Source organism: Candidatus Tisiphia endosymbiont of Thecophora atra, from assembly GCF_964026395.1.
Classification (GTDB): Bacteria; Pseudomonadota; Alphaproteobacteria; order Rickettsiales; family Rickettsiaceae; genus Tisiphia.
Genome location: NZ_OZ032145.1, coordinates 1,704,853 through 1,724,845, shown reverse-complemented (window position 1 = coordinate 1,724,845; position 19,993 = coordinate 1,704,853). Strand labels below are relative to the sequence as shown.

The following is a 19,993-nucleotide window of genomic DNA, read 5'->3' as shown; positions in this document are numbered from 1 at the left end:
TCATAAACTTATAGTTCTTCCTAAAAATTCCTCTCTCATATCTAGCCAATGTTTTATTCTCTGACAACCAAAACAGACACACCCGAGTGCCGCACAATCTTGGACGCATTGGAACCTAACATATAATCTCTGAGTTGTGGTCTTACTGCTGAAATAATGATTAAGTCAGCTTTCACTTCATTGGCATATTGTATTATTTCATCATATACTGCCCCTCGACCAATATGTAATTCAACTTCGATCTCCTCCGGCACATATTGTCTAATTAATTCTGTTACTTGTACCCGATATTTTTCTTTTTGATCTTTTGCCCAACTTTTAGGCAAATAATCCTCAACCATTTTCATACCGAAATCCGAGATGATATAAAGAAAATGTAATTTGGCACTAAAAATAGTAGCAAAACTTAAAGCCTTTGGTAATATCACCTTAACTGATTGTTTATCCGACAAATCTATTGGTATTATTATATTTTTAAACACAATTAACACTACTCCGGTGCATTTATATTATTATCTATTTCTTACTACTGAATGTTTTGGCAAAACAAAATTATTGGTATCAGCAAAATGCTTAATATCTATATTATATAACATATAATTAGAATGTTTAAAATGTTTTACGTTTTTGTGAAACATTCCGATAAATTTATCCAATAGTTTAGCATCCATATTGCTATTAGTAACTAAAATTGCTGTTACTGCTACTGTATTCTGATCGAGAGTGATCCCAGGATATAATGTTTTATCCAGTAATGCCTTATGAAAAGCTTTATTAGTGGCGATTAATTGTGCAATTTTATTATCTTCAATAGGTACAAAATCAACTTTACAGCTATTAGCAATAAATCCCACCAAGGCATTAGGATGACCTACCGTCATCATTATCACATCAATTTTACCGCTACAAAATTCTTTTATTGACTCTTCATAATTAATTTCATCAACATCTATTGGTTCTTTAGTAAAATTATATAACTTCCTTATAGCATTGTAGGTAATAGTATTACTAGAGAATGGCAAGCCATTTGATATTCTCTTACCCTCAATATCAGAAAAAGTCTTTATCTCATCCCGATTTTTTACAACAACAGTAAAAAACTCATCATATAGATTAAGTACCTGACGCATTTCTTGCATTTTTTCTGTATTAGAGTAATATCCAGTACCTTCAAAAGCCTCAAGTGCTACATTAGATTGCACTAAAGCTAAATCTATCTTACCTTCTTTTAGCAAAGCTAAATTTTCAACCCCTCCACTAGTAGGTACTACTTCACAATTCACACTTTTATCAGCTAAAGTAAAGGTTTTACACAAATCCAATCCGATAGAGTAATAACCCTTCAAAATAGAACCAGACCCAATTCTCACTGTTTTCTGTGAAGCAAAAACGCAATTACTAGTAAAAAATAGGCAAAAAACTACCAATAAAACTCTGAAATTATTCATAAATAACACTATACACTAAAAATAATTGACCACTAATACCTTAAGACTTAAAATTTAATAAATCATTTTCCCTATCCAAAGTACCTTTACTATTATTGATAATCAAGATAATTGTTACAATTCATGTATAAAAAAATTCTTATTCCTTATAATATTCTTCTCCAATTTCAATTTCACTACGATTATTTAACTTACGCCAATTATTGGTGTCCCTAAGTGAGTAGATGCAGCCACAATATTCTTGCTTATAAAAATTTTCACGTTTAGCTATTTCGTACATTCTACTGCTACCTCCATTTTTACGCCAATTATAAGTCCAGTAAGTTATTCCATCGTAATGAGAAGCGGCCTTGATCCCTGATTCATTAATTTGATCCATATCTTTCCAGCGGGAAAGACCAAGAGAACTGGTAATAACTTTAAAATCATTCTCATAAGCATAAAGAGCTGTCCGTTCAAAACGCATATCAAAACACATAGAACAACGTTTACCTCTTTCTGGTTCATATTCCATACCTTTGCTTCTTGCAAACCAATTCTGCACGTCATAATCTGCGTCAATGAAACTGATACCCATTTTTTCAGCAAAACGGATATTTTCATTTTTACGAATTTCATACTCTTTTTTAGGATGAATATTAGGGTTATAGAAAAAAATAGTTAAATTAATACCGGACATTAACATTTTTTCCATCAGCTCTCCTGAACATGGAGCACAGCAGGAGTGTAGTAGTACTTTACTTTCACCATTTGGTACTTCTAGAATTTCATTCATAATTATCTGTTAATTTTCTTTATAAAATTTTAAAATAACATACAATATAGCTAACTCGATTAGTATTTATCCATAGTTGATCTAGGGCAATGTTGTCATCCCCGCGTAGGCGGTGATCTAAAATAGTGTTCAGAAAACCCTGAAATATTATAGATTCCTGACCGAAGGGGGAATTACATCCTTTCCGTTGAAACAAATGGATAAATGTTAGTCGGGTTAGCATTAAGATATTGTATTGTAGAAAAAAGTATAATAAATTATTATTTTTTATTAACAATAATTTTGTTACTAAATATTGAATATTGGTTTAATTGAGAGATATATTATGTTAAATAAAACGACCAATTTACCGGAAGGTTTTGTGTATTTGGATCAAATAGATCCTACTATAATTCAACAGATGATGTATTATGATACTAGAAATTTTGTAGGAAAGCAGATCGATGGCTATAAAGCTAATAGAGCTGTGCTAACTAAAGAAGCGGCTATTGCCTTAAAAAATCTTCAGCAAGATATAAAAAACGATAACTACTCTTTGGTAATTTATGATGCTTATAGACCTAATAAAGCTGTACAATATTTCGTTAGCTGGGGAGAAGATGTTGCTGATCAAAAAATGAAAGACTCTTATTATCCATACATTAATAAGGCTGAAATTTTTCAATTAGGTTATGTTGCTAAACGATCACCTCATAGTCGTGGAAGTACTGTAGATTTAACTATTATCGAACTTGGAAAACAATTAAATCAAAACCCTAAAATGATAAAAAGACCTCTAAAAGATGGTCGTCTAATCCCTTATTTTGATGATAATACGGTTGACATGTATAGCTCTGTAGATCTTATGGATCTAGTATCCTCCCATGATAGTAAACTAATTGATGAATTTTATTTACAAAATCGTAATTATCTACGTGAGAAAATGACAAAACATAATTTTAAGGAATATTCGGTTGAATGGTGGCATTATACCTTACAAGACGAACCTTATAAGGATCAGTATTTTGATTTTGATGTTGAATAACTAACTACAATAACGCATTGCGTTATTATTTAATAGACTTCCTGCAGAATTCGCTTTTGCTGAGGAATTTGTAGGAGACACGGAACGCAGAACCGCAGCGTACTCAAATGTACGTGAGGATTCGAGTACCGGATCGACGTACAAATTACCAGCAGAAGTAGAATTATGCAGGAAGTCTAATATATACTCTTCTACTTTTAAAGAGTTAATATCAGTAGAGTCATGTATACTCAAATCATTTAAATTCTATTTCCTTATCATGTCTAATATGGACTACGTAGATGGTATCATCATATATTCGATGTAACAAGTTATACCATTTCCGAAAACTAATCATCACGTCGTCGTACTTCATGATCTCCGCTCCTCACGTACTAGTATGTACGCTCCGGTGTTCGATACTCGTACTCCGAGTAGCAATTTAGTTTTGGGAAATGGTATTACATCGAACTTCCGCTAAGTATTTATAAGTAATACCATACACTACTTATTTTGTGTTTGCAACTCTCGAATTAGGAGAAGTATACTGCTCGTAAATGAAGAGCTGGTAGACGATAGTATAACTTCAAGAAGAGCTAGGCAGTAGCAAAGTCGAGCTGCTAGGCGTACATTAGTACGTGAGCATACGAATCCATGATATTTTCAAAAAACAATTCTTCAAAGCAGAAGAGTATATTAATCACTCCCGTTCTTGATTTTGTTAACTATAGAATATATTTCTTTTTTGCTGTAGCTTCTTCCAAAATTTTCATTAGCTATATCTGTGACACTTTTTGCACTCCATCCTTTAGATAAGTATAAATCTATAAATTTTTTTAAATCATCTGCAAGAAGAGCTTTATAAGGTTCAGAAGCACCAGAAATTAGCAGTACTATTTCCCCCTTGATAATGTTCGAGTTATAGAAATTTATTACATCTTCTATTAATCCAGACTTTACTTCTTGATAAAATTTAGTAAGTTCTCGTGCTACACATACCTCCCTATTACCAAAAACAGTAAAAGCTGTATGTAGCGACTGCTCTATTCTGCTAGCAGTTTCAAAAAAAATCAAAGTTGCTTTTATATTAGATAATTCTGTAAAAATCTTCTTTTTACCTTCAGTAGTTTTTGGTAAGAATCCAGCAAATAGAAAGCGGTCTGATGGTAATCCAGAAATGGTTATAGAGGTAGTTAATGCCGAAACGCCTGGCACTACGTCTATGTGATAATTCAATTTCCTTAAATCTCTTACTAGTTTATAACCAGGATCAGCAATTAACGGTGTTCCAGCATCAGATATTAGACTAACTATTGCTCCATTATCAATTAATGTGCGGATAAATTCTCTTTCTTGATAATCACTATGATCATTATATATTTGCAACTTAGTCTTTATATTATGTTTTGCTAGTAATTTTCTTGATATTCTAGTATCCTCACACAGTATAATTGTAGAATTTTTTAACATTTCTAAAGCCCGGAGTGTTATATCATCTAGGTTACCAATAGGTGTTGAGACAATGTATAGCCCTGGTTTGAAGATCATAATTTAATCCTATAAGTAAGCATTATGAGCAGTATAAAAGACTTCCTACATAAGTCAAAGAAGCTTTCTAGATTTTTAGGAGAAACGAAGCCGAGTCGAGGTGCGTACTCAAATGTACGTGAGACACTAGGGCAAGTTTCGACGACAAAATCACCAACTAGATTGACACCAACTAGATTGACTTATGCACAAAAATTTTTAAAGGTCACCTTATCATTTATATGTCTTGTCTCTTTATTTTCTTGCCAATCTAATAAGGAGATTGTTGTTCCTAGACCAAAAGAAGTCGCTCGGGAAACTCTAGAAGTGGCTATTTTAATGCCCCTAACAGGAGAACATTCTACATTAGGTAAGCAATACAACCAATTAATTAAAATGGGTCTAGAAGATGGCTTAAAAACTTATGTTCATGTTACTTCTTATGATGGTTCTAATGAAAAGCAGGTACTTGCTGCAATGGATAAAATACTGCTACGTAAAACAAAAATTATTCTCGGGCCATTATATTCAAATCTTACCTCTCTAATTGCCAATAAAGCTAAAGCACATGATATTATTATCATTACCATGTCTAATAATCCTGTATTGGCAGACAAAAAACTTTTTGTATTCGGTCATACTCCGTCAAAGCAACTCATAAAAATAATTAATTACTTTGCTGATAATGATTATAAAAATTTCATTGCACTTTTACCTTCAGGTAGTCATGCACAAACTATAAACCAACTTATCCAAAATATACTAATTCAAAAAAATTCTACCTTAGTGCGGAGTGAATTTTATGCTAATATACCGGAATCAATAGAAAAGGCGGTTTTAACTGTCTCAAATAGTGTTGATAATTTAAATGAAATGGAGGATACGGCAACTAAACCTGTAATTTATCTGTCAGATGATAGTAAAAATTTAGATTTGCTTTTTGATAGTATTCATAAGCATAATTTAGATAAGAAAGCAGTTATAATAGGTGATAACAGAATTGATATCGATCGTTCTGAACCTATAAGTATTATCTTCACCGGTTCATTGAATATTGTCAATAGTAATATAATAGAAAGGGCTAAAAATATAGGTATTAATCATTTGTCTTTCATGCATGCTGTAGCTTATGATCTAGGAAGAATAACATCAAAATATATAGATACCAACTTTACCGAAGAACGATTTTTAGCAGCTATTAATGGCAAAACCCCATATACTGGTATATCAGGTAATGTCTACTTCATCGATTCAATAGCTCAAAGAGAGTATGATATAATTAAGAAAGAAGATGGTCTGTATAGTACCATGGCAAAAAGTGATAACAAATTCTGATTTAGACGGGGTAAATCTATCAATTTATTGCGTAATTTATCTAAATAACATATAGTAATAAATGATAAAATAACTTAAACAAGTATTTGATATAGAATATGGAAAAATTAATAACAAATATGGATCAACATGGCAGAGTATTGATTCCATCAGAAATAAGAGAAAGGCTTAATATACAACCGGGTGATAAAGTTAATCTAGAAGTTTATGAAAATGAGGTAAAGATAATTAATGCTAACCAAATAATAGATGAGATGCATGCAATCTTTACAAAAAACCAAAATAATAGAAAAGATTCAGTGGTAGATGATTTTATAAATAGAAAGCATGAAGAATACCAAATAGAAGAAAATAGAAGTATAAAAAATGGCTAATAAAATAGTGTTTGATTCCTCTGCTCTTATAATGCTATTTGCAAAAGAACTTGGATATGAATCCATAAGGCAGCATATGAAATATGCAATAATCTCAAGTGTAAATATTGCAGAAGTATACAAATACTGTATTGAAGTACAAAATTTAACAGAAGACGACTGTAGAAACCTGATAAAGCTTTCCGGTATCAAAATTATAGATTTTTGTGAAGAACAAGCATTAATAACAGCAAGAATAATCAAAAAAACAAAACAGTATGGTTTATCCTTAGGAGATAGAGGGTGTATTGCTCTAGCAATGTTTAAAAATTACCCTATACTTACTTGTGATAAGATATGGCAAAAAGTTGATCTTGATATTGAGTTCATAATGGCAAGGTAATGACTGATATTTTGAGATATGCACGTGTATCAACCTTACTATTACCCACATCTTTTTGAAAAGGTGCTACATCTCAGGTTTTAATATCAAAAATATATTTTCCAAAGGCTAATAAGTATGCAACTTTTAAAAGATGTAGGTAATATAGTCAATTGATGAGAAGTTGGTGATGTCGTCTTCGATCGCTCGCCTATTACATATAGGCGTCGCTCCATCGCTCTTGCTACCCCATCCTCCTGAATTGACTATAGTAAACTTCGGTGCAGAGTCTAAAAATATATAATATCTTTCTTGGTTATTTTTTTAGATATTGCTACTTTCGCAGGAATGACGTAGAAGATGCTTAAGTTAAGGTTAAATTAATGATAAATTTTATAAAATATTCAAAAAAAACTCAGTCCAATTTTATCTTCAATTTGTTAACATTTTTGATAATCGCTAGCATCCTTATCTTTATTGCCTGGGGTTTAAAGCAGATGGCAGCACCAATAACTGTATTAGAGCAGCAACCAGTAACTCTAGAGTATAGTAATCTTTTTCAGTATTCTCTTAGAACACTTTTGAGGATGCTAATTGCGGTAATTGTCTCATTAATTTTTACTTTTATTTATGCCAGCCTAGCTGTTAAAAGCAAGAAATGTGAACAAATATTAATTCCGTTACTAGACATTCTTCAATCTCTTCCTATTCTTGGATATATTTCTTTTACAGTTACAGTTTTTTTAGCTCTTTTCCCGTCAAGTATTATGGGAGCTGAATGTGCGGCGATATTTGCTATTTTTACATCGCAAGTTTGGAACATGACATTTAGTTTTTATTATTCGCTTAAAAATATCCCACAAGAATTGCATGATGCAGCATATATTTTTAGAATGTCAAAATGGAGGCAATTTTGGCAGGTCAGCGTTCCATATGCAGTGCCAGGATTAGTTTGGAATATTGTAGTATCAATATCTAGTGGGTGGTTTTTCGTAGTAGCTTCAGAGGTTATCACAGTTGGCAATACCCATATAACCTTGCCTGGAATAGGATCATATATTGCTTTAGCAATTACGCAGAAAGATCTTTATGCAATTAGCTCAGCAATTATGTCAATGTCACTGGTGATTATATCATATGATCAATTGCTACTTAGACCTCTAGTGGCATGGTCTGATAGATTCCGTTATGAAATGAATGCAGGTAACAATGCACCACATTCTTGGGCATTAAATTTATTTCAAAGAAGTTTGATTATTCAAAAATTATTCTCCCCTATTGCTTATATTGCAAAATTTGTACTTTATCTCCCCATACTTAATCGTTATAGCGAAATAAATTCAAGTTCGTCAAATAATTTTTCCAATAATCCTTCGTGGAGCGATTATTTATGGTATACTATGCTGGGCGGCATAGTATGTTTTTCGGTCTATTACATATATCATTTCTTGCATTACGATATTGGTTGGTCTGAGCTATTGAACGTATTTGTTTTAGCATCAATTACTATGTTACGTGTGGTAGTACTTATAATTCTTGCAGCAATTATATGGGTACCGATTGGTATATATGTTGGACTAAATCCTAAAGTAACAGCTATTGTACAACCACTAGCACAATTTTTTGCAGCTTTTCCAGCAAACTTATTATTTCCAATTGTCTTTATAATTATTACTCGTTACGATTTAAACCCTAATATTTGGCTTAGTCCTCTGATGATTATGGGAGCTCAATGGTATATATTATTTAATGTTATAGTAGGAGCATCAACTATTCCCAATGATCTTAAAGATGCCACAAAAATTTTTAGAGTCAGTGGTTGGAATTGGTGGTTCAAAGTCATGTTACCAGCAATTACCCCGTATTTTATAACAGGAGCAATAACTGCATCAGGTGGAGCATGGAATGCTAGTATCGTGGCAGAAATTATTAATTTTGGCGATCGGAAAATAGCAGCAAGCGGTATTGGCAGTTATATAGCTGAAATGACAATAAAGGCTGATTTTAATAAAATAGTCTTAGGTATGGGAGTTATGGCTCTATTTGTGGTATTGTTTAATCGTTTATTTTGGCAACCGTTAAATGAGTATTCTATTAAAAGATTTCAGCTATAATTCTATGAATCTAGAATATCCGAAAATCAGGGTAATTTAAAAGTCGGGCTGCAAGCCTAATAGATAAAGGAAAAAGTGCTTAATATGCACTCGATGTCATTCCCGCGTAGGCGGGAATCTAAAAAAATAAGCCTGAAAGACTATTAAGTAATATAGATCCCTGCCTTCGCAGGGATGACATCGGTAGTGGTTAAACTTGCATCTGTAGCAACTAGTGATTGTGACTTTTAAATTGCCCTGCCGAAAATTCTCAAAAAAGCCTATTGCATTTAACTGTAAAGTGATTATAATGTAATGTTTCGTTTAGCTAGGCTAGCAATACAATGAATAATAGAATAAACAATCCATCTACGATAGTAGTTGCAATGTCTGGTGGGGTTGATAGCTCAGTAGTGGCTGCTATGCTCCATGAACAAGGTCATAAAGTCATTGGTATAACTTTACAATTATATGATCACGGTATAGCTACCAAGAAAAAAAATGCCTGTTGTGCTGGGCAGGACATTTACGATGCAAGAATGGTAGCAGATAAGTTGAACATTCCGCATTATATTTTAGACTATGAGTCTAAATTTAAAGAATCAGTAATTGATGACTTTGCTGATAGTTATATTAAAGGCGAAACACCCCTACCATGCGTAAAATGCAATCAGTCAGTTAAATTTAAAGATCTGCTAAAAGTAGCAAAAGATTTAGGGGCTGACTGTCTTGCTACTGGTCATTACGTTCGAAAAATCGAAGGTATAGGTGGGGCAGAATTACATACTGGTATTGATGCTGGAAAAGACCAAAGTTATTTTTTGTTTGCAACTACTTTGGAACAATTAAATTATTTATCTTTTCCTTTGGGAGGATTGAGCAAAGAGCAAACAAGAGATTTTGCTAGCAAATTTAATCTAAGCGTTGCCGATAAACCTGATAGTCAAGATATTTGTTTTGTACCGGATGGCGACTATAGGAAGGTAATTAGTGGTATACGAAACAATGCTAATAAGCAAGGTAAAATAATTCATGTAGATGGCTTTGAACTTGGCACACATAATGGTATAATAAATTATACTGTAGGTCAACGTCGTGGGCTTGGCATAGCCTTTCAAACCCCACTTTATGTAGTAAAAATTGATCCTACTACAAAGATTGTATATGTTGGTCCAGACTCGGCTTTAGACTCAACTGAATTTACTATTAAGGATGTTAATTGGCTTGGTAAAAAAATGACCGAGCAAGAAGAAATTGATGTAAAAGTTAAGATCCGTTCGACTCGACCTGCTACCTTTGCCAAGATTAGTAAAATAAGTCATACAGAAATTAGAGTAAAGTTAATGTCTGCAGAAAAATCTGTAACTCCTGGTCAAGCTTGTGTCATATATGATAATGATCGAGTTCTTGGTGGGGGGTGGATTACTAGAGAAATTGTATAGATACAATTTCAAAAAAGTCTATTTTTATAAAATAACCTCAAATATTGATGTAATAAATTAATAGTAGGATCAAGTAATCATCACCATTAGGGGTGATGTTACCCCTGTGAAAGCAGGGGTCTAAAGAAAATAGACTTCCTGCATAATTCGCTTTTGCTGAGGAATTTGTAGGAGACACGGAACGCAGAACCGCAGCTTACTCAAATGTACGTGAGGATTCGAGTACCGGATCAACGCATAGGTGTCAACTTAAGAGCGTAATGATTGAGCATGTATAAGTAAATCAACCTAAACGTCATTGCGAGAAGCCGCTGTAAGCGGCGACGCGGCAATCCAAGATACGCAAAGCGTACTAGAAAAACAGCTTCGCTGTTTATATTGATCGCCACGGCATCTAACGATGCCTCGCGATGACGGCTATGTTTAATTTGTTTATACATGTTCAATCTTTACGCTCTTAAGTTGACGCCTATGCGGATCGACGCACAAATTACCAGCAAAAGTAGAATTATGCAGGAAGTCTAATAGCCAAGAAGGGTGCTTTGGACATTCTAGATTCCCGCCTACGCGGGAATGACATAATGGCGACAGGGAATGACATACTAGTGGTTCACGTGGGCAAAGCCTCGCAGGGGTGACATCGTTTCTACTACTGATAGTCTAGTGATACAATACTACAACTGTAGTATATACACCCTTCTAGGGTTTTCTATTATTAAAATCGGAGGAATTAATGAGCTTTTTAACAAAAAAAAGTTTTGAATCAATAAAAGAACTAGGTAAGACTAGTGGTCTTAATAAAACTTTAGGAGCATTTGATCTAATATTATTAGGGCTTGGTGCTATAATAGGCACAGGTGTATTTGTAATAACCGGTATAGTAGCTGCCACATATTCCGGTCCTGCCGTCATGCTATCATATGCTATTGCTGGTGTAACATGCATCTTCGTTGCCCTTGCATATACAGAACTTGCTACAATGTTACCTACTTCTGGTAGTGTGTATACTTACTCTTATATAGCTTTTGGGGAAATATTTGCTTGGTTAATTGGTAGTGTCATTGTATTAGAACTTGGTTTTGCTGCTGGTGCTGTTGCAGCCGGTTGGTCCGGATATGTTCAGGCAATATTGTCAGCAGGCGGAATATATTTACCTAAGGCTTTAACTGCTGTACCTGCCAATGGTGGTATGATAAATTTACCAGCTTTTCTTATTGTAGTATTTATCTCTTTTATTTTATATTTAGGAACAAAAGATAGTAAAAGACTAAATGCTATATTGGTATTTGTAAAAATGGCAGCTATCTTTGCTTTTATCATATATGCTGCACCACATTTTAATGCTACAAATTGGCAGAATTTTTTACCTTTCGGCTTTAATAATATGCTAGTTGGGGCATCTATCCTATTTATTGCTATGACAGGTTTTGGTACGATAGCCGCTACAGCTGAAGAATGTAAAAACCCCAACCGTGATTTAATGATTGGCATTATTGGGTCATTAGTAATTTCAACAATAGTATATGTTATAATAGCTGGTTTGACCACTGGTATAGCCCCTTTTGATCAACTTAATAATGATCAACCACTTGCTTATGCACTGAGCATAAATAACAGTAATGTTGGTTCGGCAATTGTTGCTACTGGTGCAGTAGCTGGTATGACTACAGTATTAATGATGAATATTTACGGCACGTCTCGTATCTTTTATGCAATTGCCCGAGACGGGTTACTGCCAAAAAGTTTTGCAAAACTTCATCCTAAATATGATAGTCCGTATATTACTATTTTAATATTCTCTGCACTTGCTGCATTATTAGGGGGATTTTGTCCAACTGCAATTCTTTTTCAGCTATCATCTATGGGAGCTTTAATAGATTACACGGCAGTTGCTATAATAGTTATGTTGTTTAGAATAAAAATGCCGAGTGCAACAAGACCGTTTAAATGCCCATTGGCATTTGTCATTATACCATTTGTTTTAATAGCTTGCATATATTTGCTAATTATCCAAATATTTGATGGTGAAATGACTGCTGGTAAGGTTTTAGCATATTGGTTTCTAGCAGTATTTGCTCTATATATTATTAGAATATTTTTTATGAAACGACAAGTTTAAGTATATATGAGTAATAAGTTACAACCTATACGTGGTACTAAAGATCTCTTACCAGAAGATTATATAGTTCATGACTATATAATTAATACGGCAAGGCATATAGGTGGGCTTTATGGTTATCAAGCCATGAGTACACCCATAATTGAATATACTAAAGTCTTTGATCGTACACTTGGAGAGACTTCTGATGTAATAAGTAAGGAAATATATAGTTTTCTTGATAAAAGTGATAATAATATCTCTCTTAGACCGGAATTTACGGCTGGCATTATCAGGGCTTTTATATCTAATAATCTGCAACAAACATTACCTATTAAATTTTTCTCAAGCGGTTCAGTGTTTCGTTACGACCGACCACAAGCTGGAAGACAAAGGCAGTTCCATCAAATAAATTTTGAGTATATTGGTGGAGAAGGACCTAGTACGGATGCCGAAACTATCAAGCTTGCATTAGATATTCTTCAGACTTTAGAAATAGATCAAGATACAACTTTAGAAATAAACTCACTGGGTTGTACTGCAACTCGTGCTGTTTACCAACAAAAGTTAGTAGAATATTTCAATGATTATAAGTCAGAATTATCAGAAGATAGCCAAAAGCGGCTTATCAAGAATCCAATGCGTATATTAGATTCAAAAGATGAGAACGATAAAAAAATAGTTGTCAATAGCCCCCTCATGTCGCAATATTATAGCAGTGATGCTGCAAAATATTTTGACGATTTACTAAAATACTTAGATTTACTCAATGTAAAATATATCATTAATCCAAGATTAGTAAGGGGACTTGACTATTATTGTCATACAGCTTTTGAGTTTACTACTAGTAAACTTGGTAGCCAGTTTGGTAGTCAGTCGACAGTTCTTGCTGGTGGTCGTTATGATGGGCTGAGCAAACTTATGGGAGGTCCTGAAGTAAAAGCCATTGGCTTTGCTGCTGGAATTGAACGCCTTAGCCTAATGAGAGAGTACCACATATCTAAACCAAGACCAGTATTTGTCTTTCCCATTAGCGACAATAATTTAGAATATTGCTTAATTTTAACAAATCAATTGCGTCAAAAAAATATTTCTGTTACCTTAGATACTAACGGCAAAATAGCTAAAAGAATGGTACGAGCTAATCTACAAAAGGCTAAATATGCTATTTTTGTTGGCGATAATGAACAAATGAGTAATAATTTAAAATTAAAAGATCTTGATAAACAACAAGAATATCTATTGCAATTTGAACAAATTATGGAATTATTAACTCACCTTACGCATAACCCCCATGGCAATTTAAAAGTCATAGGAAAAACATCCGAGCGTTATTGCGAGGAGCTGCCTTGCAGCGACGAAGCAATCTAATGAATGTGGATTGCCACTACACTCACGTGGTCTCGCTAATAGACGTCTTGCAATTTTTAAATGCTATATGTAAGGTGAATTATTAGTTAATGTAAACAAATTATAATTATATATGAGCAAATTTGTACGAGCAGATGGTAGGGTTATATATACTCAGACCAGTCTAACTAAACAACAAAAAGAAGCTATTGGATTACTCTCAATTGGCACGTTCTTAGAGTATTTTGACCTGATGCTTTATGTTCATATGGCTGTACTTCTTAATGAGCTTTTTTTTCCGAAATATGATCCTCACACTACTTCTCTTCTTTCTGCCATCGCTTTTTGTTCTACATTTGTTGCTCGACCAGTTGGAGCCTTGTTATTTGGCTGGATAGGCGATAATATAGGCCGTAAATCCACTGTTATCATAACAACTTCTATGATGGCTATTTCTTGCATTGTTATGGCTAATTTACCCACTTATGCACAAATTGGCGTCACTGCTGCTTGGTTAGTTACTATATGTCGTATCGTTCAGGGCATATCTTCTATGGGGGAAGTAATAGGAGCAGAACTCTATGTTACTGAAATAACGAAACCTCCTGTGCAATATCCAGCTGTTTCGTTAATTGGAATTTCCAGTAGCTTAGGTGGAATGTTTGCTTTAGCTATTGCCTATTTGGTTACTAGAAATGGTTTTAATTGGCGTATTGCTTTTTGGGTTGGGGCTGGAATTGCCTTAGTGGGTGTTGTAGCTAGGACGAATCTTAGAGAAACCCCAGAATTTGTCGATGCTAAACGTTATTTAAAAAGAATTTTAGATAATGTTTCGAATAAGGTGAGCATAGATAAAAAACATGTGGAAAGTAATCCAATTTATAACGAAAAAGCTAACCCAAAAACATTGTTGCTGTTGTTTCTGATGAATTGTATATGGCCAATCTGCTTTTACTTTCTTTATATTTATTGTGGTAATATCCTCAAAAATTCTTTTGGTTATAGTGCTGAACAAATTATTCATCAAAATTTTACCGTCTCTATAATACAATTATTAGGTATATGCTTGCTGGCATATTTAAGCTATATTATCTATCCTATAAAAATTCTTAAAGTAACAACATCAGTATTTTTTATATTCATATTGTTCCTACCATATTTATTAGATAATATTCGAACTCCCTTTGACTTATTTTTAATCCAATCATTTATTGTCCTTTTTGTTTCGTATGCCCCTATCGCAGCGATTACATATAAGCATTTTCCTGTCTTTAAACGTTTTACCTCCGTTAGTCTTATATTTGCTTTATCACGTGCCTTAATGTATGTTATTACTTCTTTTGGGGCTGTTTATTTGGTAGAATATTTAGGTAATTGGGGATTATTAATAATATTACTTCCAACAACTATAGGATTTATAGTGGGTCTATATCATTTTGAAAAATTGGAGAAAGAAGCTGGGAATTATCCACAAAAGTCTGATATAGATTATGTTGGACGAACTGTGGTATAGATAAATTTTGATAACATAATGCAACTAAATTTTGTGGTATTGCTGGTATTTTTAAATGCATAGCAACAATTATAAATTCTTCCATAGTTTCCTTGATGATTTTCTTCACTTTTTCCGGCGATTTAACTCCTAGAGTCTGTAAGTTATGCTTTCTATCAAATAATTTAATCAATGCTACATCATATTTTTTTTGTCTATATAACGATTCCATAATTTCCGCCGAGCTAATCTTCCCGTGAGGCTTGTTCCTGCTTAAGTCTTCTACTTGACTAGCAACCTGCTCTCCAAAAATATAGGCAATCATTTTTTCGGTAAGTGTAGTGTCTTCGATGGTGTCGTGTAATATGCTGGTAACAATAATGTCAGTGCGGAAAAGATAATCAGAGATCATATACGCCACCTCTATTGGGTGAGAGTAATAAGGCTCGCCTGACTGCCTCATTTGGCTGCCATGATATTTCTTGGCATAATAAATAGCCTTTATAACCTCATCAATATCTATTGGTCTATTTACTTCCTCATTCATCTTACGTAATTTGTCCAGTAACCTAGTAGCATATTGACAAGGTGCATACTTTGAGTTGTCCCAATAATTACTATCTTCCATAAAAAACCATAATATTTTAAATCACTATACAAGTTAAACTAAAAATTAGAATATTACTAGGAGTTTATTGTATTTTTTTGAAAAAGATAAATATTTATACCAATTTCCAAAATTACTAATAAAAATTTTTATATTGACCTGCCTATAGATAATTATATAATCCACGCTTTCAATAAGTATAAAATTATAATGAATAAATTACCGAAAATATTATCTACGATTTATATATATTCATTATTTTTTGCCAATGCTCAGGCAGAAGAGATTAATGCTGATCAGAGATTTTTTTATATTGGGACGGAAGCTGGAATAGTAGAGCCGGTGGTGAAAAAATTTCGCCATAATTCCGGCACTGGTTTTACTTTAAAAAGGTCTAAGATGTATAGCGGTAAGATTGGTTACAGCTTCTATCCGCAAATGGCAATTGAGTTTTCGGTAACACATCAACCAAAATATCGACTACGTTATGTTTTACCACAAAAAGAACTAGCTCCCTCTCTAATTATACCACAAACTCCAGGGATCACTAAGGTAATTTCCAATATATATATGATTAATTTAGTATATGATCTCGATAAAGTGCAGGAAATAACTCCTTTTGTCATATTAGGTGCTGGGGTGGCACGGGTAAAAGTTAGCTCTGCTTCCTCTCGTTGGGATTTAATGAATGTAGAGTATTTTAGAATTAAAACAACTCGTAGTAATTGTTTTGCTTGGCAAGTAGGCCTTGGATTTTCTAAGGAATTATCTAGCAATTTTAGCATTGATGCAGCAGTAAAATTACAAGCTGCTCATTCAATAAAGATTAACTATGCTACTTTGGATATGAAAACCCAGCAATTTATACCAGCCACTCCTATTAAAAAAACCATAGGGGTTGGAGAATTTGGTATAGGATTTACTTATAAGTTACCAATTTAATGCAAGAAGACTATTAGTGTATTGAATTTTTTAGTGTATACTAGTAAAAATTTAAAGAATTGACAACAAAATACGGTGTTATCCGTGTTTTGTTTTACGTTATGGAGAATATATGACCACTAATTTAGAACTCACCTCAGCACCTCATAATACATACGATGAAGTGCCTTACGAAAGTTATCCGTACGCCTTAACCAATCCATATCACCTACGGACGCTTGCTGTTTTATTTGGGATGAAACCAACAGCAATTGAAACTGCACGAGTTCTAGAACTAGGATGTGCTGCAGGCGGGAATTTAATACCTCATGCTGTTAATTATCCTAAAGCACATTTTGTTGGAGTTGATCTATCTAAAGTGCAAATAGATGAGGCTAATAAACATAAAGAAGGATTAGCTCTTAAAAATATAGAATTCCGACATTGTTCTATTACAGATATTGATGAATCATTTGGTAAATTTGATTACATAATTACTCATGGAGTAATCTCTTGGGTACCAAAATTTGTTCAGGATAAGATTTTTGAAGTAAGTAGTAAAAATTTATCAGAGAATGGAATCGCGTATATTAGTTATAATACACTACCTGGTTGGAATATGGTTCGTACCATAAGAGATATGATGCTTTATCACTCAAATACATTTAATAACATTCAAGATAAAATTGCTCAATCTAGATTGTTACTTGAATTTGTTAAGGATAGCTTAGAAACTTCCGACTCTCCTTATGCTCAAGTGTTAAAATCTGAAGCCAGTTTGCTTGCCAAACAAAATGATCATTATTTGCGTCATGACCATCTAGAAGAAGATAATGTACAATATTATTTTCATGAATTTATGGATGAGGCTAAAAAAAATAATCTACAATATCTGTCTGATTGTAGTATAGCTAGCATGTATTTAGGAAATATGCCGGCAAAAGTGGTGGAAAAATTACAAGCAATAAATGATATTGTTAGAACCGAACAATATATGGATTTCATTACCAATCGTCGATTTAGATCAACCTTACTTTGCCATAATAGTGTTAAATTAAATAGATCTATCAATAATGAGGATATTAATAAATTTAATATGACATTTAATATAGTACCAGAAAAGCCTCTTGTTGATATAGATCTTAATTCACTTGAAACAGAGAAGTTTTTTTATAATGGTAATAAGGATAGTAGTTTATCAACATCTTCTCCTTATATGAAAGCAATACTCTATACTTTCTCTGAGAATATCAATAACCCAATGAGTTTTGATAAAATTGCCGTGAGTAGCAATAAAAAATTACATGGAACAAAATTGAATGAAATAAAGGCTGAGTTCTTAGCTAATGCCATGAAATTAGTATTGCAAGGATATATTAATATAACGTTACAGGTAACTCGAAAAGAAGTAGATCTTAATAAACCTAAAACATCAAAGCTTATTGCATATCAGGTAGCTCATACATCCAATATGTGGGTGACAAACCAAAGACATGAGGTGGTAGCTATTAACCTTTTTGAAAAATTTGCTCTGCAATATATGGACGGTAAGCATGATAATAAGCAAATAATTGAATCTGTCATGCAGCATGTTAATTCTGGTGAGATGACATTAAGCCGTGACGGTAAAAAAATAGAGAATATTGATGAAGTCAGTAAAGAATTAGAAACATTCTTGCAACCTACACTAACTAGATTCGTGACTAATGCTCTGCTGATTTAAAGATAAGATATACTCTAAAACAGAAAATCAAGAATTGCGTCGTACCCCAATTTGGGATAAGAATTAGTTAATTCTTATCCTGAATGGGCTTTAATATTAGTAAATACACCTTCTCTACACGTCTATTAGCGAGAAGACCGTAAGGTCACGAAGTAATTATAAGTTGAAAGTATGATATAATAGATATTGAAGTCAATGTAAATAATGATTTATACTGACTTATAAGGGGGTATTACAGCGATAGTCATTAATAATATAAATGACTATCGCTGTGCAGGCGTGAGCGACCGTGAAGCAATTGGTTTTAAGATCGTATAGATCCTAGTACTCTAGCCCAAATCCCCGAGACGTTTGAATAGTTGATTGGGATGGCTTTGCACGCCCGCTTACAATCGTAAACATTAAAAGTCTTCGAGGTATTATGCTATTATATAATAATTTTATCGGTCTTGATATAGGAAAATTCAATTTTGCTGTTGCTATTCATGGAAAAAAAGAAACTAAAGAATATAATAACAACTCTAATGGAATAGCTGATTTTATCAAGGATTACAAAAAAGAGATTAGTTCTGCATTGTGTGTTTTAGAAACTACTGGTGGATATGAAATGGAACTATTACTAACGCTTTGCAATCAGGGTTTTGCTGTACATAGAGCCAATACTCGTAAAGTTAAAAACTTTATTAGGTCTTTTGGTAATGCAGCTAAAACTGACAGTCTTGACGCTAAAGCTCTAGCACTTTATGGTTTTGAACGATCAGAAAGATTAGAGCTATTTAAAGTACAATCTAAGCAAGCTTTAAACTTGTATGAATTAGTAGGACGTAGGAACGATCTTAAACAAATGTTGATTGCAGAAAAAAATAGGTTTCAGTCCCCGAGAGCTGATTTAATCAAGTCTAGTTGCGTTAAAATGATCGAAGTACTAGAAGAGCAAATTGCATCTATTACTAAAGAAATAGATGACTTAATAGCAAAAGATAAGCTCTTGCAAGCTAAGAAAGAGACTCTGCAAACTATTAGTGGTATAGGCACAGTAGTATCTAATGAGCTTATAGCTTTGTTACCTGAACTTGGTACATTGAACCGCAAACAAATAGCATCATTAGTAGGTGTTGCACCAATATCTAATGATAGCGGTAGATATAGTGGATATAGACATACAGGTCATGGTCGAAATTTTGTTAGACCTATGTTGTTTGTAGCTGCTATGGCTGCTAGAAATTCTAACTCTGAACTGAAGGTATTTTATGAGAAATTGATCAATAGAGGAAAAAAGAAAATGGTGGCGATGGTAGCATTAATGCGTAAAATCATTGTGATTGCAAACGCTAAGTTACGTGATTTAACTAGCTCTGCACAAGCAATAAAAATTTAAACCAAATTTATTTAAATTTTTATTGCGAACATAGTTGATCTAATGAATGTGGATTACCACTACACT

General features: G+C 33.3%; 15 protein-coding genes and 2 pseudogenes. 12 read left to right on the top strand and 5 right to left on the bottom strand.

All coding sequences use genetic code 11. From position 1 onward, the window contains the following. Nucleotides 1-53 precede the first annotated feature (53 nt). The 3 genes from AAGD45_RS08130 to AAGD45_RS08120 all read right to left on the bottom strand — a co-directional run bounded on the left by AAGD45_RS08130 (nt 54) and on the right by AAGD45_RS08120 (nt 2,223). Complete coding sequence (locus AAGD45_RS08130; RefSeq protein WP_341761385.1) at nt 54-482, bottom strand: universal stress protein; 429 nt, start codon at nt 480-482, stop codon at nt 54-56. A 30-nt stretch (nt 483-512) separates the two neighbouring features. Continuing rightward, on the bottom strand, nt 513-1,448 hold the full coding sequence (locus tag AAGD45_RS08125; protein ID WP_341761384.1) for a TAXI family TRAP transporter solute-binding subunit: 936 nt from the start codon (nt 1,446-1,448) through the stop codon (nt 513-515). A gap of 139 nt (nt 1,449-1,587) precedes the next feature. After that, nucleotides 1,588-2,223 (bottom strand): epoxyqueuosine reductase QueH, encoded by a 636-nt coding sequence (locus tag AAGD45_RS08120; RefSeq protein WP_341761383.1) that lies wholly within the window; start codon nt 2,221-2,223, stop codon nt 1,588-1,590. A gap of 325 nt (nt 2,224-2,548) precedes the next feature. On the opposite strand from AAGD45_RS08120, the gene AAGD45_RS08115 reads away from it, so the two are divergent. After that, nucleotides 2,549-3,247 carry a M15 family metallopeptidase gene (locus AAGD45_RS08115; RefSeq protein ID WP_341761382.1) on the top strand — a complete coding sequence of 233 codons (699 nt, stop codon included), beginning with the start codon at nt 2,549-2,551 and terminating at the stop codon, nt 3,245-3,247. Between the two features lie 675 nt (nt 3,248-3,922). Here AAGD45_RS08115 and rsmI read toward each other — a convergent pair. After that, complete coding sequence (gene rsmI / locus AAGD45_RS08110; RefSeq protein WP_341761381.1) at nt 3,923-4,774, bottom strand: 16S rRNA (cytidine(1402)-2'-O)-methyltransferase; 852 nt, start codon at nt 4,772-4,774, stop codon at nt 3,923-3,925. A gap of 24 nt (nt 4,775-4,798) precedes the next feature. On the opposite strand from rsmI, the gene AAGD45_RS08105 reads away from it, so the two are divergent. The 8 genes and pseudogenes from AAGD45_RS08105 to AAGD45_RS08070 all read left to right on the top strand — a co-directional run bounded on the left by AAGD45_RS08105 (nt 4,799) and on the right by AAGD45_RS08070 (nt 15,319). Continuing rightward, nucleotides 4,799-6,088, top strand: a complete 1,290-nt coding sequence (locus AAGD45_RS08105; protein WP_341761380.1) for a penicillin-binding protein activator — start codon at nt 4,799-4,801, stop codon at nt 6,086-6,088. A gap of 98 nt (nt 6,089-6,186) precedes the next feature. After that, nucleotides 6,187-6,462, top strand: coding sequence for an AbrB/MazE/SpoVT family DNA-binding domain-containing protein (locus tag AAGD45_RS08100; protein ID WP_341761379.1), 276 nt, complete (start codon nt 6,187-6,189; stop codon nt 6,460-6,462). Further along, nucleotides 6,455-6,844: a type II toxin-antitoxin system VapC family toxin gene (locus AAGD45_RS08095; RefSeq protein WP_341761378.1), complete on the top strand. Its 390-nt coding sequence runs from the start codon at nt 6,455-6,457 to the stop codon at nt 6,842-6,844. Before AAGD45_RS08100 ends, AAGD45_RS08095 begins: the two co-directional genes overlap by 8 nt. A 476-nt stretch (nt 6,845-7,320) precedes the next feature. Next, on the top strand, nt 7,321-8,937 hold the full coding sequence (locus tag AAGD45_RS08090) for an ABC transporter permease (protein WP_341761377.1): 1,617 nt from the start codon (nt 7,321-7,323) through the stop codon (nt 8,935-8,937). A 323-nt stretch (nt 8,938-9,260) separates the two neighbouring features. After that, nucleotides 9,261-10,358, top strand: a complete 1,098-nt coding sequence (gene mnmA / locus AAGD45_RS08085; RefSeq protein WP_341761376.1) for a tRNA 2-thiouridine(34) synthase MnmA — start codon at nt 9,261-9,263, stop codon at nt 10,356-10,358. A 733-nt stretch (nt 10,359-11,091) separates the two neighbouring features. Further along, nucleotides 11,092-12,477 carry an amino acid permease gene (locus AAGD45_RS08080; RefSeq protein WP_341761375.1) on the top strand — a complete coding sequence of 462 codons (1,386 nt, stop codon included), beginning with the start codon at nt 11,092-11,094 and terminating at the stop codon, nt 12,475-12,477. 6 nt (nt 12,478-12,483) lie between these two features. Further along, a pseudogene (gene hisS / locus AAGD45_RS08075) lies at nt 12,484-13,728 on the top strand (histidine--tRNA ligase); the annotation flags it as partial. 211 nt (nt 13,729-13,939) lie between these two features. Next, the gene (locus tag AAGD45_RS08070; protein ID WP_341761374.1) at nt 13,940-15,319 is read left to right on the top strand and encodes an MFS transporter; all 1,380 of its coding nucleotides are present in this window, start codon (nt 13,940-13,942) and stop codon (nt 15,317-15,319) included. Here the strand turns inward: AAGD45_RS08070 and AAGD45_RS08065 are convergent. After that, a complete protein-coding gene (locus tag AAGD45_RS08065; RefSeq protein ID WP_341761373.1) occupies nt 15,222-15,926 on the bottom strand; it encodes an HD domain-containing protein in 705 nt (234 codons plus the stop codon). The genes AAGD45_RS08070 and AAGD45_RS08065 overlap by 98 nt on opposite strands. Before the next feature lie 189 nt (nt 15,927-16,115). Here AAGD45_RS08065 and AAGD45_RS08060 point away from each other — a divergent pair, with 189 nt between their 5' ends. The 3 genes and pseudogenes from AAGD45_RS08060 to AAGD45_RS08050 all read left to right on the top strand — a co-directional run bounded on the left by AAGD45_RS08060 (nt 16,116) and on the right by AAGD45_RS08050 (nt 19,927). After that, nucleotides 16,116-16,847: an outer membrane beta-barrel protein gene (locus AAGD45_RS08060; protein ID WP_341761372.1), complete on the top strand. Its 732-nt coding sequence runs from the start codon at nt 16,116-16,118 to the stop codon at nt 16,845-16,847. A gap of 145 nt (nt 16,848-16,992) precedes the next feature. Beyond that, nucleotides 16,993-18,549 (top strand): annotated as a pseudogene (locus AAGD45_RS08055) (methyltransferase regulatory domain-containing protein); the annotation flags it as partial. A gap of 421 nt (nt 18,550-18,970) precedes the next feature. Further along, nucleotides 18,971-19,927 carry a transposase gene (locus tag AAGD45_RS08050; RefSeq protein ID WP_341761371.1) on the top strand — a complete coding sequence of 319 codons (957 nt, stop codon included), beginning with the start codon at nt 18,971-18,973 and terminating at the stop codon, nt 19,925-19,927. The last annotated feature ends 66 nt before the right edge of the window (nt 19,928-19,993 follow it).

Excerpts from the sequence above, each read along its gene's own strand:
- AAGD45_RS08125 (WP_341761384.1), bottom strand. The coding sequence starts at position 1,448 with ATGAATAATTTCAGAGTTTTATTGGTAGTTTTTTGCCTATTTTTTACT.
- AAGD45_RS08120 (WP_341761383.1), bottom strand. The coding sequence starts at position 2,223 with ATGAATGAAATTCTAGAAGTACCAAATGGTGAAAGTAAAGTACTACTA.
- AAGD45_RS08115 (WP_341761382.1), top strand. The coding sequence starts at position 2,549 with ATGTTAAATAAAACGACCAATTTACCGGAAGGTTTTGTGTATTTGGAT.
- rsmI (WP_341761381.1), bottom strand. The coding sequence starts at position 4,774 with ATGATCTTCAAACCAGGGCTATACATTGTCTCAACACCTATTGGTAAC.
- AAGD45_RS08105 (WP_341761380.1), top strand. The coding sequence starts at position 4,799 with ATGAGCAGTATAAAAGACTTCCTACATAAGTCAAAGAAGCTTTCTAGA.
- AAGD45_RS08100 (WP_341761379.1), top strand. The coding sequence starts at position 6,187 with ATGGAAAAATTAATAACAAATATGGATCAACATGGCAGAGTATTGATT.
- AAGD45_RS08095 (WP_341761378.1), top strand. The coding sequence starts at position 6,455 with ATGGCTAATAAAATAGTGTTTGATTCCTCTGCTCTTATAATGCTATTT.
- AAGD45_RS08090 (WP_341761377.1), top strand. The coding sequence starts at position 7,321 with ATGGCAGCACCAATAACTGTATTAGAGCAGCAACCAGTAACTCTAGAG.
- mnmA (WP_341761376.1), top strand. The coding sequence starts at position 9,261 with ATGAATAATAGAATAAACAATCCATCTACGATAGTAGTTGCAATGTCT.
- AAGD45_RS08080 (WP_341761375.1), top strand. The coding sequence starts at position 11,092 with ATGAGCTTTTTAACAAAAAAAAGTTTTGAATCAATAAAAGAACTAGGT.
- AAGD45_RS08070 (WP_341761374.1), top strand. The coding sequence starts at position 13,940 with ATGAGCAAATTTGTACGAGCAGATGGTAGGGTTATATATACTCAGACC.
- AAGD45_RS08065 (WP_341761373.1), bottom strand. The coding sequence starts at position 15,926 with ATGGAAGATAGTAATTATTGGGACAACTCAAAGTATGCACCTTGTCAA.
- AAGD45_RS08060 (WP_341761372.1), top strand. The coding sequence starts at position 16,116 with ATGAATAAATTACCGAAAATATTATCTACGATTTATATATATTCATTA.
- AAGD45_RS08050 (WP_341761371.1), top strand. The coding sequence starts at position 18,971 with ATGCTATTATATAATAATTTTATCGGTCTTGATATAGGAAAATTCAAT.